The following is a 16922-nucleotide window of genomic DNA, read 5'->3' on the forward strand; positions in this document are numbered from 1 at the left end:
TTTCTTAATTTAGTAGGTTACTTACTTGTTCTTCTATAACTTCATCAAACATTTTAAGAAACATTGAAGGAGTATCTTCATTTTTATAAATTTCTTTATGAGCAAGATTATTTAATTGCTTAATTATAATATCTCCTTTGGAGTTGCTTTTTCCGAAAAAATTTTTCTTTGGCTCTTTTCCTATTATATAATCCATAATCTTAGCATGATCTTGATTACTATGAAAAGGAGCAAAAGCAATGTCATTGTTACTCATTTCATTTAGCCAATCATTGAAATAATTCATGAACTTGGAAAAATTGTCTTTATAAAAATCAGAAGTATAAAATTCTTTTGTAATTGCTTCATTACTAAAATCTCCTCTGGAGTTTAACAGTTGATTCATAGATTTTTCTAAAAATCGTTGTAGTAAACTCAATTTTGATAGAGGAAGACTAATTTTTTTCTTTGTATCAACTCCTAGATTTTCATACACTAACTTCTTCCCATCTTCTTCTATTCCAAACTCTTTAATTGTATGGTTTAAATTTGATATAGAATCAACATAATCTACTATAGCTAATGCTCCTGCCATTTCTAAAAAATGAGCATCATTCTTCTGTTGTCCTTTGCCTTCGGCATAATCCATGTTATTATTAGAATGATCACCTAAATGATAAAAAGCATCCAATGACATATTATCAAAAATCGCATGTTGATAATAACTTAATGCAGCTTTTGCTTTACTAAAAAACGTAGAAGAATCAATTGTTTTTTGACCATCATCAGGTTCTGAAACTTTAAAGTAAGGCAGATATGTTATTGCTCCAATTCTAGACTTACTGATAATATTCGAGTTAATAACACTTGGGTCTTCTTGTCTTAAATTTTTGAGTAATAAAGGGAAACCAGAAGCTCCTGTTCCTCCAAAAATTGAACTAATAATAAAGATTGCATCTCCCTCATTAAATGAATTAGTAAACTCCTTATATTCTACTGAATCAACTATTTTATTAAGTACAATACTCCCAATATTAGGATTTCCTTTAAAACCCACTGTCATATCAGCTTCAATATTTTCTTTGGAAAATAACAAGTCGATAAATGCTTTATTCTCGTTATCTAAACCATTATAGTCTATAGACTCTCCAAATTTTTGTCCACTTCCGTCTACATTAAATTTAAAATTATCACTTAAGTTAGAAACATTTCCATCAGTTAATTGAGGAAGTGTGCTAATTCTAGTGCCAAAAAAATTATTATTTGTACCTACTTCTTTAAAAATATTTTGGTATTTAGTAAGAATGTCTCCTGTTTTATTGAGATCTCCGTTTGCTGTATCTGGATCTATTATTATCGGCACAACAGTATCAAAACCATTACTAAGTTTAACACCCGATGCTAACAACATTGCTAACGCTTTTATTACTCTAGATCCAGTACCTCCTATTCCGAATACATATAATTTTGCCATAGTTTAAAAAGGATTGTGAGAATTATGTTTACTAAATCGTTTTATTATTAAAGTATATATAAGTGATACTATAATAGAATAGAGTACTGTTATCATACCTATTTGAAAGATGAAGTATTCTGGATTTATTTGATCTCCAGTATACACTCCTAATTCATCAAGTATACATGTATTATTATAGATAATCCCTGTCGTTGCGGCATAGTGTATAATAGAGATTATTAATATGGTAATTAACCACATCAATCTTTGCTTACGAATTGGTTCCCATACTTTATAAAAAAGCACTAAAAGAAAAAAAGGAACTAGAAATAACATCCAACCAAACTTCCCATAGTCATTATTTTCCCACAAACAGGTTAATAATATTTCATAATTGTCCCAACTGAAAAAATATTCATAAATAGGAGCTAATAAATTGTTCAAATTCATGGTTTTAATGTTTAACTTTTAATACTAATTTTAAATATTCATCACTTTTGCTTACTTTTTTATATGCTTTCGAAATTCCTGTCATAAGATTATCAAAAGCGAAAGTTTTCCCTCTATCATTTTCTATATCACAATCATTTTCTATACCCGTGTTTTTAATCCAAGAAGGAAGATTATTTTCTAATATTATCTCTAATTCTCCAGTTACATTATAATCTGCTTTAATAGTTATTAAATGGGACAAAATGACATTTTCATTTTCATTTATTTTTTCAATAGCTCTATAAGTAGCACTATTTTTAGATAAACTATCTATTGTTTTTATTTCCTCTATTATATATTGAGTGTCACCTTCTATTCTATAATTTTCTTTATCTAATACATAAGATGGCGATGTAGGTACTCCCAAATAATTAATTGCTATTGCAAATTGTAAATAATTTTCACCTCCACGATTAAATCTTTCTGCATCTTCAATCTCTTTTACTAATCCGTTTCCACCTCTTCCTACTTTTTTAAACGATCCTTTTTTCTCTTCACCTTGAGTAAGTATCGTATAGTCATACTTTAAATTATCAGTTAAAAAGAACCTGGCTTGTTCCATGAAACCTGACAATTCTTCTATAATGACAGTATTTTTCAATGCACTGTCAATAATTTCTTTACTTCCGAATAACAAGATATAATAAGGCCTTTGTTGATCTATACTCACATTATCACAATTAGACTCTGTATAATAAGTACCTTTGTAATTTGATGATAATTTTAATACAACTGTTTCTATAGCATTCCCTCTAAGAGCACTTACAAAAGCTTTTTCTATATCTACTTCAACTATATTTACATTACCATCACTAGTAGAATAGATGCCATCAGTCACAACAATACTCAGATTATCCCCAATGGCATTTTTTATTGCATTCGTAAAAATAAATTCATGATCAGAAGAACTAGTTCCCTGTGTTCTAATATTCTTATTATCTATTTTATCTAATAAATTAGAGGTTTTATATTCTCTAGTATTTACAAAGTAAGGAGTGAAATCTGGATCATTTTTATCAATTATTCTATGCATGTTTTTATTGAAGTTATCTCCAGTTAAATAACCATTCATAGAACCTGAATTTTCAAAATAGAAATTTATTTTAGCGCCTTTATTCTCAATATCATCTATTGCATTAATCTCTGGATTAAATATTACAACTTCATTTTTATGCCTCTTTTTTTTTGAAATAGATATAATTAAATTATGAAGCTCATCATTATTAATCGTATTATTTTCTCCAATTAAGACAGCCAAATCTTGTTTATTTTTCATTGTATATTTTACAAGACTATTCCACTCACTTTCATCAATTGTATTGTCATTCCGAAGTGCTATACTTATTTTTTTATTTAATTCATCAGTGGGATCAGTAGTACAAGAATTTAAAAACATTAGTATCCCTAATAAAAACATTGTTTTTAAAAAAAATAATGTCAAATTCACTTTTTGAATGGTAATTCTGTTCATACTCATTATTCTTAAAATTCTCTCTGATACAATAATAAAGTAATCATCACTTTTTTGATTACGGAAAACCATAACCAAAAAAAACAAAGCAAAAAACCCCAGTAAATACTGAGGTTTATAAAAAAAATAAATTAAATTTTAATTGATTACATACTGAAAATCAAACATCCACATAAAACGTCAGTCCATTCATATCTGGATCGAAAAAGGCAAATTCTCGTGTGCCCCAAGATGTTTCTTTTAGAGAAGTTTGTTCGTGGAATACATCCTTTGTCTTATACTCATCATATAAAGCGTCTATATTTTGTATCACAAAACGTAAGGAAGAAGCATTCAGTTGCTTCCAGTTAGACACATCATGCCATTGTAAGTGAATCTCAATACCATCACGCGTAATTCCAGCATACATAGAATTGTGTTGATCATCGGCGAAGGCAATTTGAAATCCTAATTTTTCTACATAATAACGTAAAGAAGCTACTACATCTCGTACAGGAAGTACTGGATGAATTGTTTTTATGTAACCCTTAGCCATGATTTACAAATTAGGAAGCGAACTAAGTTCCGTTTTCGCCTGATTATATTCAGTGATCATTTCTGAGACAATCTGACCCGCAGGTTTGATATCGTGAATCAATCCCGAAATCTGTCCAATCTCAAGTTCGCCATCTTCTAGATCACCTTCAAACATACCACGTTTTGCACGTGCACGTCCTAGGAGTTCTTTCAATTGCTCTGGTGTAGGCGATGTTTGATATAACTGAGCGACTTGCTCATAAAATTTATTCTTTATTAAACGTACAGGCGCCAATTCTTTCAATGTTAAAACCGTATCGCCTTCCTTGGCATCTACAATTGCTTGTTTAAATAACTGATGCGCACTCGACTCTTCACTAGCGGCAAAACGACTTCCTACTTGTACCCCATCGGCACCAAGTGTCATCGCAGCAAGCATTCCTCTACCCGTTCCTATTCCTCCAGCTGCAATCAATGGAATGTCGAGTTGTTCCTTCACCATTGGGATTAAGGCAAACGTGGTGGTTTCTTCACGTCCGTTATGTCCTCCAGCTTCAAAACCTTCAGCAACAATGGCATCTACACCAGCTGCTTGTGCTTTAAGAGCAAATTTGACACTACTAACCACATGTACCACTTTGATGTTATGTTTTTTGAGATGTGCCGTCCATAGTTTTGGATTTCCAGCACTTGTAAACACAATAGGAACCTTATAATCAACAATAGTTTTCATATGCTCTTCTATGTTCGGATAGAGCATGGGGATGTTGACTCCAAAAGGTTTGTCGGTTGCTTTTTTACACTTTTCTACATGTTCTACCAATACTTCTGGATACATGGAAGCAGCTCCAATTAATCCTAATCCTCCTGCATTACTAACAGCACTTGCGAGGCGCCATCCACTATTCCATATCATGCCGCCTTGGATAAGCGGATATTGTATTCCAAATAAATCTGTAATTTTTCCCACTATTGTTTGATGAGCTTTTGTGTTGTAGATCGTTCTGAATCTTGTATTTGTATAATATATACACCCGAAGTAAGTGTATTTACATTAACGGTATTATTGTTTCTAGCAATGTCTTGTGCTAATACTCTTTTTCCTAATAGATCGTATACAACAATAGTTGCTAGTGAACTCCCTTCTGGAAACTGTACTTGAAAAATACTATTAGCAGGATTAGGGGATACGGTATACGCTTTCGCGAAAGCGGACTCCTCTAGACTTAAAACAGCATTATATGCATCTTCAAAATTAGGGATTCCATACCCCATCTGTGGTGTAGGTGCTTCAAATAAATGTGCCGATTCTCTTACAAATTGCATGATCTCTTCATTCGTAAGTTCTGGAAAAGCTTGCCATAAACTTGTTACAGCACCTGCCATAATAGGCGAACTAAAACTTGTTCCGTTGCTTGTATCAATACTACCGTTAGGTCTAATCACAGCACTACCTTGTCCCTTTGCCATCACATCAGGTTTTACACGACCATCACTAGAAGGGCCTATACTACTAAAACTCACATAATTTCCATTGCTATCTACAGCTCCAACAGTCAATACACCAGGTGCATCTGCTGGCGCGGCAATCATACCCGTACCTGAGTTTCCTGCGCTTGTTACCAATAACATTCCTTTTTCAAAAGCAATATTAGAACCTCTGGAGATAAAAGCCGTTTGTCCATCCATATCTTCATATGTATAACTATATGCTGGATTATCATATTCACGATATCCTAACGAAGTATTAATCACATCGACTCCTAAACTATCGGCACGCTCGGCTGCTTCTACCCAATAAGATTCTTCTACCGGGTTTTCACTATTAATATCTTCTGTACGGAAACAATATAAAAAGGCATCTGGGGCCGTTCCTACAAATTGATCTTGTATAAAACCAACAATATCACTTGCCGTACGTGTACCATGACTACTATTAGAAAATGCAAACTCATCATCTACACGATCTACAAAATCATATCCATCTAGCAAGCGTCCATTATCACGTGTTCTCGCAAAACCTGCATTGGTATCTATCCCTGGGAAACCAGAATCTAATACAGCAACAATCAATCCGTCTCCTGTAAAATCTTGCTGGTGTAAAAAATCAGCACTTAACATCGTTACTTGATTTTCAGTAGCGCCATAATCATATTCTACACGTTGTTGACCTGTAGAATCTGGATCATTTTTAACAAATCCAAATCCATCTGAAGCTCTAGTAAGACTATCATCTGCAAATTCAATACTATCAACAAATTGTAGATTTCCAAGTGCATCTATGGCTTCTTGTGAACCACGTACGTGTACACAATTAAACCATTTTGATTTAGCTAATACAATAATCCCGTCTTCTGCTTTTACCTGAGTGATATACGACTCATTTACAGGAACATCACGTTCATCTATTGCTACGCCATGCATTGCTTTTCTATCAATGGCTTCTTGTGTGAGAATGCTTATAGGATTTGCAATACTTTCTGATACGTTTTCTTTATCTACAAAAAACACCCATGCATCTTCTTGTGCAAACGTAATAAAGGGAATTAGTAGGAATACCCATCGTAGTAATCTTTTCATCATCTGTAGTTTTTTATAAAGTTACGAAATAACTCCGGAACCTAAACAAGATGCTCCGTCATACCATGCTACAAATTGCCCTTCGGCGATAGCCGTTTGCGGATTGTCAAAAATTACATACATCCCTCCTTCTACACGATACAAAGTTGCTTTTTCTAAAGGTTGTCTATAACGTATACGCGCTTCAACCTCCATCGTTTCATCTACAGCCAGCGTTAAGTCTTCTCGTATCCAGTGAATCTCTTCTTCTCTTACAAAGAGTCCTTTTCGGTATAATCCGGGATGACTTTTTCCTTGTCCTGTATAAATGACGTTTTCTTTCACATCGGTTTCAATTACAAATAAAGGTTCAGCAGTTCCTCCTACGGCCAATCCTTTACGTTGCCCTTTTGTAAAATAATGTGCACCTTGGTGTTTTGCAACTACCTTACCGTCTGTAATACTGTATACAGGTTTTTCTGCGAGTTGGGGTAAGTCCGCTTTCGCGAAAGCGTTGCTAGCCACATCTTCACCTATCATTTGGGGTACCACTTCTTTAGGAATCTCTACAATCACACCTTCTTTAGGACGTAACTGCTGTTGAAGAAAATCCGGAAGACGTACTTTACCAATAAAGCAAAGTCCTTGTGAATCTTTCTTTCCGGCTGTCACTAGATCTTGTGCCAATGCAATCTCACGAACTTCTGGTTTTTGAAGGTGTCCAATAGGAAATAATGTTTTTGCCAATTGCTCTTGTGATAATTGACATAAAAAGTAAGATTGGTCTTTATTAGCATCGGCTCCAGCTAATAGTTGATGGATTTCTTCTCCATCTTTGGTAATCGTTTCTTTCTGACAATAGTGTCCTGTAGCTACATAATCTGCACCTAAACTTAATGCGATTTTCATAAACACATCAAACTTAATCTCACGATTACAAAGCACATCAGGATTTGGCGTACGTCCCATTTCGTACTCCTTAAACATATAATTAACAATACGTTCTTTATACTCTTCACTAAGATCTACCGTTTGAAAAGGAATCCCTAGTTTATTTGCAACGAGCATCGCATCATTACTATCATCTAACCATGGACATTCATCAGAAATAGTTACCGAATCATCATGCCAGTTTTTCATGAAAAGACCAATGACATGATATCCTTGCTCTTTTAACAAATAGGCAGTTACACTACTATCTACACCTCCACTAAGACCTACAACTACTGTTTTCATAATTCTCACCCGCAATTCACTTCTAAGAAGAGAACGTTTTAGGGTGTTCGTTTTATTATTATACATTATTTATGCGCTTTCGCGAAAGCGTATAAACATTACTTTTAAATAGCCTACAAAATTACGCAATTATTTGAGGCAGAACTATTCCTTACTTCACAAGTTTTGTATCTGGGTATGCTGCTTGCCATCCAAACCAAAATGCATTAAATGTATGGATTCTAGGTCGTATCTCTCCTGATGCATTTTCAATACGGTCTTCATAAACTGTCCAAGTTTCACCTCGTATGTCTGTAGCTTTCGTGTATTGATCATATTTTTTGAAGTTCAAATGGGTTGCATCATATACTCTATTGGCGCCTGTTTTATCAGTAAACACCACAAACCGACTCTCCCCAATGGTAGATTGATATACAGGGTTTTTCTTAAGATATTTTACAGAAATAGCCAAAGGTTGTTCGGGATAGTCTGGAAGTCTTATGGCAAGTATGGATTGTTTGTTTTTTAGTTTCCCGTCTACAGTTGGCACATTAAACATTAAATTGTCATCTGCAAAATAGGCTTGATAGGCAACTCCTTCACCATAATCACGTTGATAGCCTGTCTGTAGTGAAAGTACTTGTGTTTCGGGATGGCGTTTCTTCCATTCACCCCAGGTAGTAGTGACTACACTTAAATAATCCATTTGAATTCCTTTCCCTACGAGTGGTCCGACTACAGGTTTTCCTTCTAAAGTACTCCACAATGACTGGGTAGCTTGATCATACATCAATTTATTAGATCTGTATAAAAAGCCACTAGTTCCCATTTGATGTACCGTACCGTTTACGTCACTCTTATAAAGTATTACAGTACCACATAAAGTACAATAGACTCCAGTAACAGGAATGCCTCCTACTTCATCTACAAACATTTCATGCCATGCTAATATACGTTTAGGATACGCTCTTGCATCTCCATTTACTTCAATCCCAAATACAATATGATCATCCTCAAGGTAGTTTGCTCGATTTGCTGGAATCATTGTTGGGTTTCGTAAAGGAGGAATACCATCTTGTTGCACACCTCCCCATCGTATTTCATCCAAACGAATTAGACTATTCTCTTGTCTGCCTTGAAAATACTGTTCAAATTTAGGATCTAATGATTTATGAAGTTGTGATTTGAAATAGTCATAGTCAGGAAGTATTTTCTGTTCTTTATTCCAAACATATTCATACCATTTATTAAAATCTAAACCGAAATTTTGACCTGTTTTTTTCTGTAGGAGTAGTGCCATTTTTAAACCTACATCTGTAGAATATCCAAAATACATAACTTCTAATGCCATGATTTCAAATTCAGGTTTCCAGTTTTTTTCAATGGTTTTTAAGGCTTTTTCTTGTGCAGCTCTGCTAGAGGTTCTTACAATATTTAAAAAGTAATGTATTTCACTGTCTGATAATACTTCTTGCGCTTGTAATGGTGAAGTGGTAGCCAATCCAGCTAATACTCCTATAAAGAGTATCAGAGATACTTTTTTAATACGTTGTAACATAGCTTTTCTTTTAAAAGTCGTTACAAGTGTTTAGTGCTAACGTTTACTAACAGAATTTTAAGGAATTATGCCATTTTCACAAAAGATATGGCATCAATGCACCCCTCCTATTTTATTAAGTGGAAATCGAAGAGTTTTCTCTAATTTTCCATTTTTATAATACTTCCAAGTTCCGTGCTTTTTATTGTCTTTGTAATTTCCTTCACGCATAATGGTACCATTAAGATCATATAAATGTACAGGCCCTTCTAATTTACCATCTACATGTGTATAGCTTTTAATAATGATCCCTTTTTTAGAGTAATGTGTTTCAGGACCATTCTCTTTTCCTTGTACATATAACATACGTTGAGCTACTGCTCCATTTTCATAATAAACAATACGCTCTCCATCCAAAAGGTTGTTTTTATACATTTCTTCTGTCATCACTGTAGTGCCATTTTGGTGAAAATAGATCCACTTCCCCTCTCTAGAACGTTGCTTCATTTTACCTTCACTCACTTTTTTACCAGCAGTGGTATAAAAAACTACTCTGAATAATTCTTCTCCTGTTGTGTATTCTTTAACTGCTGTTGGATGCCCTCCTTTTTTATCATAAAACTTAAATACACCTACTTCTTTTCCATGCTCAAAAGTACCTTCATACCGCAATTGGTTCGTTCCTTCATAGAACTTTTGCCAATTCCCATGCTTTTTATTATTTGCATCTACATTGTTAAACTCTTGCGCATTCCCTAGAAAACAAACAAAAAAACAACATAAATAAAAAATCAAATTGCGTTTATCCATTTTATGAAAATTAAAACGTTTATTTATTAGTGATACGCATATATTTGCAAAAACAATGAGTATCAATTATGAAAAAAATTTTACTAAATACTAAGATAATAATCCTAGTTATAACGGCAATAGGAATTATTTCTTGTGCAGATGATGATGATAATGGAAACATTATTGATAACACACCTAGTAATACCATTTTAGATATTATTATTAGTAACCCAGATTACAGTTCTTTTCTTGCTGCATTAAGTCAAACGGGTGTAAATGCTACAGTAGCTGGTAATGGTAACTTTACGGTATTTGCTCCAAATAATGCTGCTTTTGATGCATTATTAGGTGGTACATCTCTTGAAGATATTGATAATGCAGTATTAACGCAACTAGTGTTAAATCATATTATTAATACAGAACTTTTTGCTGCTGACCTTACTACTGGATATCAGAAAACGCTTGCTATAGAAGATGCTTCAAATGCTACTATAGATATGTATATTGATACCACAAATGGTGTTGTTATTAATAACCAATCTTCAGTAATAGCTACAGATACAGATGCTGATAACGGAGTATTACACGAAGTTGATACTGTTATTAATGTACCTACTATTGCTACATTTGCAGTTATAGATCCTAGATTAGATTCATTAGAAGCAGCTTTAACAGACGAAGGAAATACAACATTTACAGATATATTATCTGATGCTACATTAGATTTTACCGTATTTGCACCTACTAATGATGCATTTACTACATTTTTAGATGGAGCAACTTTAGATGATATCGATAATGATGTACTTGATCAAGTACTTTCTAACCATGTACTTCCTGAAACTGTAGCAGTATCTAGCGCACTCACGAATAGCTATGTAAATACAGCAGCTATATTTAATGGAGATACAAATGCTCCTATTACAATGTATGTAAATACCGATAATGGTGTGCAGCTTAACGGAGCTTCTTCTGTAACACAAGCAGATATCGTAACTTCAAACGGCGTTATTCATGTTGTAGATACAGTAGTACCACTTCCAGATGTTACAACATTTATATTTGCAGATCCAAATTTCTCTTCTTTATTAGAAGCTATTTTAGCTGATCCAAATGTAGATTATATTACTGCATTACAAGCTCCTATCGGAGATGGCGCAACACCATTTACTGGTTTTGCTCCAACAAACGATGCTTTCGCAAATTTATTTACAGATCTTAATGTTACAGACATTTCTGAAATACCGCTTATGGACTTATCTACTATTGTAGAGTTGCATAATATAGTAAACATGAATATTAGAGCCGAAGAACTAACGGCTATGGATGGTATGAGTTTTACTACTTTTTCTGGTTTAGACATTACAATAGACGCTACAACACCAGCGATCATAGGTCCAGATGGAGAATCTAGTTTATTACTTATGACTGATTTACAAACTACCAATGGAGTTGTACATACAATAGATAGAGTACTAAGAAACTAAATAGAAACACAAAATCTATTTTTAAAAGTCTCAATATGCATTGACATATTGAGACTTTTTTATTGAAATTACGTACACTTTTGTAACCAAACATATTTTTTTTCAAAAAAACATCCAAGAACACACGTTTAAGCGTATCTATTTAAAAGTAGATTGTTAGTATGAAATAACGTGACACTTTTACTTCCAAATCATTGTAATCATGATTTGCAATCCCTTACATTTTATTGCTAAAAAATCATACGTTTTATTGTAAAATTTTTACACTTTGTTTAACTATTTTAACTTTATTTTAAACAAATATTTTGTTTAACTATTTTACATTTGTATTAAACACACAAACACAATTCTATGAAAACACTAATTAATTATGTAAGAATAGCTGTATTAGCTATAGTATTCACAGGAGTTATTTCTTGTGGAGATGATGATGATAACGGAGTTATTGTTGATGGTACTTCAAACACAATAGCCGATATTGTTGTTAACAACCCCGATTTTAGTTCTTTATTAGCTGCATTACAGCAAACAGGGCTTGATACAACACTTGGAGGAAACGGAAACTTCACAGTTTTTGCTCCAACTAATGCTGCTTTCGAAACCTTTTTAGGAGGAACTGCATTAGAAGACGTAGATAATGATGCACTAACACAGATTCTACTTAATCATGTTTTAAATGTAGAATTAGCTTCTACTGATCTTTCTACTGGGTATCAAAAAAATCTAGCAACAGAACCTTCTAGTGGTTCTAACATAGATATGTATATAGATACAACCAATGGCGTTGTTGTTAATGGTCAATCTACAGTAACCACTGCAGATGTAACTGCAGATAATGGTATTATACATATTGTAGACACCGTAATTGAACTTCCAACAATCGTAACGTTTGCAACTACAAATCCTGCATTAAGCTCCTTAGTTGCTGCATTAACAGATGAAGGAAATACAACCTTCGTAAATTTACTTTCTGATACCAATGCAGATTTTACAGTATTTGCTCCAACTAATGACGCGTTTACGACATTTTTAGATGGCGCATCATTAAGTGATATTGATAATGATGTACTTGGGCAAGTATTATCTAATCATGTGATTCCAGGAACAGTGGCTGTTTCTAGTGCTTTAAGTAATTCTTATGTAAATACAGCTGCTGTATTTAATGGAGAAACTGATGCTCCAATAAACATGTATATTAATACAGACAATGGAGTTACACTTAATGGAAGCTCTAATGTTGCGCTAGCAGATATTGTAGCTGTAAATGGTGTTGTACACGTAGTAGATGCTGTAATAGGCTTACCAGATGTAACGACATTTGCAACTGCCGACCCAACATTCTCATCATTAGTAGCTGCATTAACAGCAGACGCATCTTTTGGTTATGTAGCAGCACTTCAAACTCCAAATGGAACTGATCCTGCTCCTTTTACCGTATTTGCGCCAACAAATGATGCTTTTGCAGATTTATTAACTGACTTAGGACTCGGAGCATTAGGTGATGTACCTGTAGATATACTTGCTGCTACTTTAGAATTACACGTAGTAGCTGGTGCCAACGTAAGAGCTGAAGATCTTTCAGGAATTGATGGAAATGCTGTTGAAACATTAGGGGGAGGTGATATTACTATAGATGCTGCGTCGCCAGCAATTATAGATCCCGATGGAGGGTCTAATGGAATTGTTGTAACAAATGTGCAAGCTGCAAATGGAGTTATACATGCAATAAGCCGTGTCATAAGAGATTTATAATTCATAATTAGTCCCCTACTGGCACCCCAACTTATACTTTTAATAGTACAAAAGTCAGTATGGTAAAAAGCTTCGATATAATTATATCGAAGCTTTTTTTATACCATCTTATCTAGAATAAGTAGTAACGTATTTATGAAGCTAATGCTGGATAGGTAAAAGTCAAAAGATGTATCAAATTGAATAAAACATGCAAAAGCATTGATGCTTCTATTCTTTTAGTTCTATAATAAATATAGCCATAAAAAAATCCTGCAACTGAAGCAAGTAGTATATATAATAGTCCTCCATTATAATGTGCTATTCCAAATGCTAACGAAGCTACTAGTAAACTAATTACTAATGCATATTTAGAAGATATAGTATCATATATCTTTTGCTGAATAAGTCTTCTAAAAATTGCTTCCTCTGCCAAACAAGTAAAAAATAAATTGACTATAATCCAAACGGGTGTGAAATAAGGAAGTTTAGGCTCAAATTTAGAATAGCCCAATACAATAGCTAAAACAAAAAATAGCAATACCATAAGCAATAAATGAATTGCTACTTGTTTTATAAAAGACAGCACATTTATTTTTAAAGATTCGAAACCAAAAGCTATGATAAAGATTCCAACAGCCGTTTTGTCTAAATTAAAATAAAGATTATAAGGAACAGAATAAGGACTTAATTTTATGGCATTTATATATTTATAATTATCAAAGCCTAGAAATGAAAAATGAAACATCAAAGGAATAGACACTATAAGTACCAAACAAAAAACGTATCCATTTTTTGTTTGATAATAACGATGTATTATAAAGCCTACAATACTCGTATACATAATAGAGATCAATGAAACTCTTTCAAATAAAAAAGCAAATAGGAATGATAGTGTGAGGAAAAATAACCACAGTGGTATTTTATTAAAAATCTTATACTTAAACCAAATAGAAATAACACTTATAAGTAAAGTTCCATACGTAAGAATAATTGTTATATCCATAATATACTATATCATTTCAAAACTAACTGTAATTACAACAACGACCTAATACAATACTTGATTTTAAGCATGCGCTCCAATTGTTGTTATGTTATACCCCCCTTAGAAAGCAACATATAGATAATACTCAATTAACATCATCACAACAAACGTTCTCTATTTTTAATATACTTATTTCTAAGTATTTAAAATGAAACATAAATCGTTAGTTGTTTTCTTAATTAGTTGTTTAATTATACTAGTCTTTTTATGTACTCCTTCCCATCATATACTCAAATCAGGTACTATTTCTTTCAAGAGTATGAATGCTCAAAAAGACGCATTTACCATAAGAACAACATCTATCATTCTTCCTAATACTTATATTTATTTTACAGATACTGAATGGAATGGTACTTATTTTGGAATAGATGAACATACAATGATTTGGAATTCTGGGGAAGATAGTATTCCTGCAGGTAGTATTATTTATTTTAAGAGTTTCACATCACATACTATAACCTCTATTGGTAGTACTCAAGGGATATTGAAAATAGCATCTAAAAAGGAAGCTATTTTTGCCTATCAAGGAACCCTTAGAATGCCCACTCACTTTATTGCTGGTATTGCTTTTAACCCATCCGATTATGGAACATTAGAAAATACAGGACTCATTATAGATAGTACTGCATTCGTTTTACCTCAATAGACATCAAACAAAAAAAGTGGTACATGTGTACCACTTTTTTTGTTTGATATATTCAAAAGATTATTTTCCTTTTGCATTCTTTTGTTTCTCAGCTTGCTCCATAATTTCAGCCATTTTCTTTTGAAAACGACCTTGTTTTTTAGGTTTTGCCTTTTTTACTTCAATTTTTGCTTTAATCTTTTCTTCATCAATAATATACCCTTTAATTACTAATATAATTCCAATTGTAATAAGGTTAGAAATAAAGTAATATAAACTTAATCCACTGGCATAATTATTAAAGAAGAATAACATTAATAATGGAGAGAAATACATCATATACTTCATCATTTTCCCCATATCAGGCATTCCTTCTTGAGTAGGTTGTTGCATGGCTTGATTTCCTGTAGTTAATCGCATAGAGAAGAAAATAGTCACTGCCGCTAAAATTGGAAATAAACTCACGTGATTTCCATAGAAATTAGAAATAATAGGAATATTAAAATCCCAAGAAAAAATAGCATCATAAGAACTTAAATCTTCTGCCCATAAAAAACTTTTCCCTCTTAAATCAAAAGCAGATGGGAAGAATGTGAACAAGGCATAGAAAACAGGAATCTGCAATAAAGCTGGTAAACAACCTGCGGCGGGACTTGCTCCTGCTTTGCTGTATAATGCCATTGTCTCCTGCTGTTTCTTCATAGCATTATCTTTATACTTCTCTCCAATAGCAGCAATTTCAGGTTTAAGCACCTTCATTTTTGCTTGAGATACATATTGCTTGTATTGTACAGGTGATAATAATAATTTAATAGAAATTGTCATTAAGATAATAGCGATTCCTGCAGGTAAGAAACCTGATAAAAATCCAAAAAATGGAATTACTAAGTATTTATTTAAGAATCCGAAAATACCCCATCCTAGTGGCATTGCTTCGTCTAAGTTACGATCATACTTTTTAAGTATTTGATAATCTGTAGGACCGTAATACATATTCATTGCATAATTTAACTCTCCGTTTTTAGGCGTCAATAAAAGGTCTGCTTTATATTCTTTAGTAAACTCCGTATCTAACTCAGCATCGGTTGCTTTCTTATGGAGGTCATTAGAAGTTAATTTAGCTTCTTCAAATGGTATATCTGTTAATAGCATAGAGCTAAAGAAATGTTGACGATAATTCATCCAAGAAAGATTTTTTAATATATCATCATCATCACCTGCTTGTGCTAACTTATCCGTTTTATCACCTTCATACTCGTATGTAAGACGTGTATAGCGATTTTCATATTTTATACTCTTTGCATGACGCATTCCTTGAAAATCCCACTGTAAACGCATAGGTTGACTCGTATTAAAAACACGAGAAAGTCCTTGAGACTTTAATCCAAAATCAATCATATAATCGCCTTGCTTCAACTCATAACGGTACTCTAAAAATTCTGTAGGAGAGACTTTAAGACGCATCGTTAAGACTTCATTATCGCCATTCTTAGAAAGCACCGGTTGAAAGAACAAATCTTTGGTATTTAGATTTCGATTATCTGTTGTACTAAAAGAAATATTAAATTGACTATTTCCATCTTTAATCAAGTATACAGGAATAGAATCATAGGTTTTATGCTGTAACAAGGTCGCTTTAACAATATGACCTCCTTTATTATTTACTTCCAATTCTAGGACATCATTCTTAACAATAGTAGTTCCTGCCGTTGTTCCTGAATATGCAAAAGCACCTATTCTATTTTGCAATTGAGAACGCCCAATAGAATCTGTAGGCGTAACGGTATTTGTAAATTCTTGGGTTGCTACTTCAGAAGTTTCTTGAGTTTGTGCCTCTTGTACTTGCTCCTTTTTTGCTTCTTCTTGAGCTTCAATCTCTTCAGGAGTAGGCCTTGTATACATGATGTATATGATAATAAGCCCCATTAAGAGCATTCCTATAACTGAAGTTCTATCAAATTTTTTCATTAATTGGTGTTATATAAATCGCTTTTGCGAAAGTAGTATTTCTTAT

General features: G+C 33.1%; 14 protein-coding genes. 3 read left to right on the forward strand and 11 right to left on the reverse strand.

Annotated features, from left to right (window positions below; genetic code table 11):
- Nucleotides 1-4 precede the first annotated feature (4 nt).
- From Q1A01_RS12485 to Q1A01_RS12525, 9 genes are all read right to left on the reverse strand, one after another.
- Complete coding sequence (locus tag Q1A01_RS12485; RefSeq protein WP_299681158.1) at nucleotides 5-1453, reverse strand: hypothetical protein; 1449 nt, start codon at nucleotides 1451-1453, stop codon at nucleotides 5-7.
- Nucleotides 1454-1456: 3 nt separating this feature from the next.
- Nucleotides 1457-1885, reverse strand: coding sequence for a hypothetical protein (locus tag Q1A01_RS12490; RefSeq protein ID WP_299681160.1), 429 nt, complete (start codon nucleotides 1883-1885; stop codon nucleotides 1457-1459).
- A gap of 4 nt (nucleotides 1886-1889) precedes the next feature.
- Nucleotides 1890-3398: a hypothetical protein gene (locus tag Q1A01_RS12495; RefSeq protein ID WP_299681162.1), complete on the reverse strand. Its 1509-nt coding sequence runs from the start codon at nucleotides 3396-3398 to the stop codon at nucleotides 1890-1892.
- A gap of 160 nt (nucleotides 3399-3558) precedes the next feature.
- Nucleotides 3559-3933, reverse strand: a complete 375-nt coding sequence (locus Q1A01_RS12500; RefSeq protein WP_299681164.1) for a glyoxalase superfamily protein — start codon at nucleotides 3931-3933, stop codon at nucleotides 3559-3561.
- A gap of 3 nt (nucleotides 3934-3936) precedes the next feature.
- The gene (locus Q1A01_RS12505) at nucleotides 3937-4887 is read right to left on the reverse strand and encodes a nitronate monooxygenase (RefSeq protein WP_299681334.1); all 951 of its coding nucleotides are present in this window, start codon (nucleotides 4885-4887) and stop codon (nucleotides 3937-3939) included.
- Nucleotides 4884-6497 carry a S8 family serine peptidase gene (locus tag Q1A01_RS12510; protein ID WP_299681166.1) on the reverse strand — a complete coding sequence of 538 codons (1614 nt, stop codon included), beginning with the start codon at nucleotides 6495-6497 and terminating at the stop codon, nucleotides 4884-4886. Before Q1A01_RS12510 ends, Q1A01_RS12505 begins: the two co-directional genes overlap by 4 nt.
- An 18-nt stretch (nucleotides 6498-6515) precedes the next feature.
- Nucleotides 6516-7775, reverse strand: a complete 1260-nt coding sequence (mnmA, locus tag Q1A01_RS12515) for a tRNA 2-thiouridine(34) synthase MnmA (RefSeq protein ID WP_299681168.1) — start codon at nucleotides 7773-7775, stop codon at nucleotides 6516-6518.
- An 85-nt stretch (nucleotides 7776-7860) separates the two neighbouring features.
- Nucleotides 7861-9246: a DUF3179 domain-containing protein gene (locus Q1A01_RS12520; RefSeq protein ID WP_299681170.1), complete on the reverse strand. Its 1386-nt coding sequence runs from the start codon at nucleotides 9244-9246 to the stop codon at nucleotides 7861-7863.
- 93 nt (nucleotides 9247-9339) lie between these two features.
- The gene (locus Q1A01_RS12525) at nucleotides 9340-10035 is read right to left on the reverse strand and encodes a hypothetical protein (protein ID WP_299681172.1); all 696 of its coding nucleotides are present in this window, start codon (nucleotides 10033-10035) and stop codon (nucleotides 9340-9342) included.
- A gap of 68 nt (nucleotides 10036-10103) precedes the next feature.
- On the opposite strand from Q1A01_RS12525, the gene Q1A01_RS12530 reads away from it, so the two are divergent.
- Together Q1A01_RS12530 and Q1A01_RS12535 are read left to right on the forward strand one after the other, a co-directional pair.
- Nucleotides 10104-11504, forward strand: a complete 1401-nt coding sequence (locus Q1A01_RS12530; RefSeq protein ID WP_299681174.1) for a fasciclin domain-containing protein — start codon at nucleotides 10104-10106, stop codon at nucleotides 11502-11504.
- A 351-nt stretch (nucleotides 11505-11855) separates the two neighbouring features.
- Entirely contained in the window at nucleotides 11856-13256 is a 1401-nt protein-coding gene (locus Q1A01_RS12535) for a fasciclin domain-containing protein (RefSeq protein WP_299681176.1), read from the forward strand.
- 133 nt (nucleotides 13257-13389) lie between these two features.
- On the opposite strand, the gene Q1A01_RS12540 is transcribed toward Q1A01_RS12535, so the two are convergent.
- Entirely contained in the window at nucleotides 13390-14241 is an 852-nt protein-coding gene (locus Q1A01_RS12540) for a CPBP family intramembrane glutamic endopeptidase (RefSeq protein WP_299681178.1), read from the reverse strand.
- Nucleotides 14242-14542: 301 nt separating this feature from the next.
- Between Q1A01_RS12540 and Q1A01_RS12545 the strand changes: the two genes are divergently transcribed.
- A complete protein-coding gene (locus tag Q1A01_RS12545) occupies nucleotides 14543-14929 on the forward strand; it encodes a hypothetical protein (RefSeq protein WP_299681180.1) in 387 nt (128 codons plus the stop codon).
- A gap of 60 nt (nucleotides 14930-14989) precedes the next feature.
- Here the strand turns inward: Q1A01_RS12545 and yidC are convergent, their stop codons facing one another.
- Nucleotides 14990-16876, reverse strand: a complete 1887-nt coding sequence (gene yidC / locus Q1A01_RS12550; RefSeq protein ID WP_299681182.1) for a membrane protein insertase YidC — start codon at nucleotides 16874-16876, stop codon at nucleotides 14990-14992.
- Nucleotides 16877-16922 lie beyond the last annotated feature (46 nt).

It is taken from the genome of uncultured Dokdonia sp., from assembly GCF_947492815.1.
Taxonomy (GTDB): domain Bacteria; phylum Bacteroidota; class Bacteroidia; order Flavobacteriales; family Flavobacteriaceae; genus Dokdonia.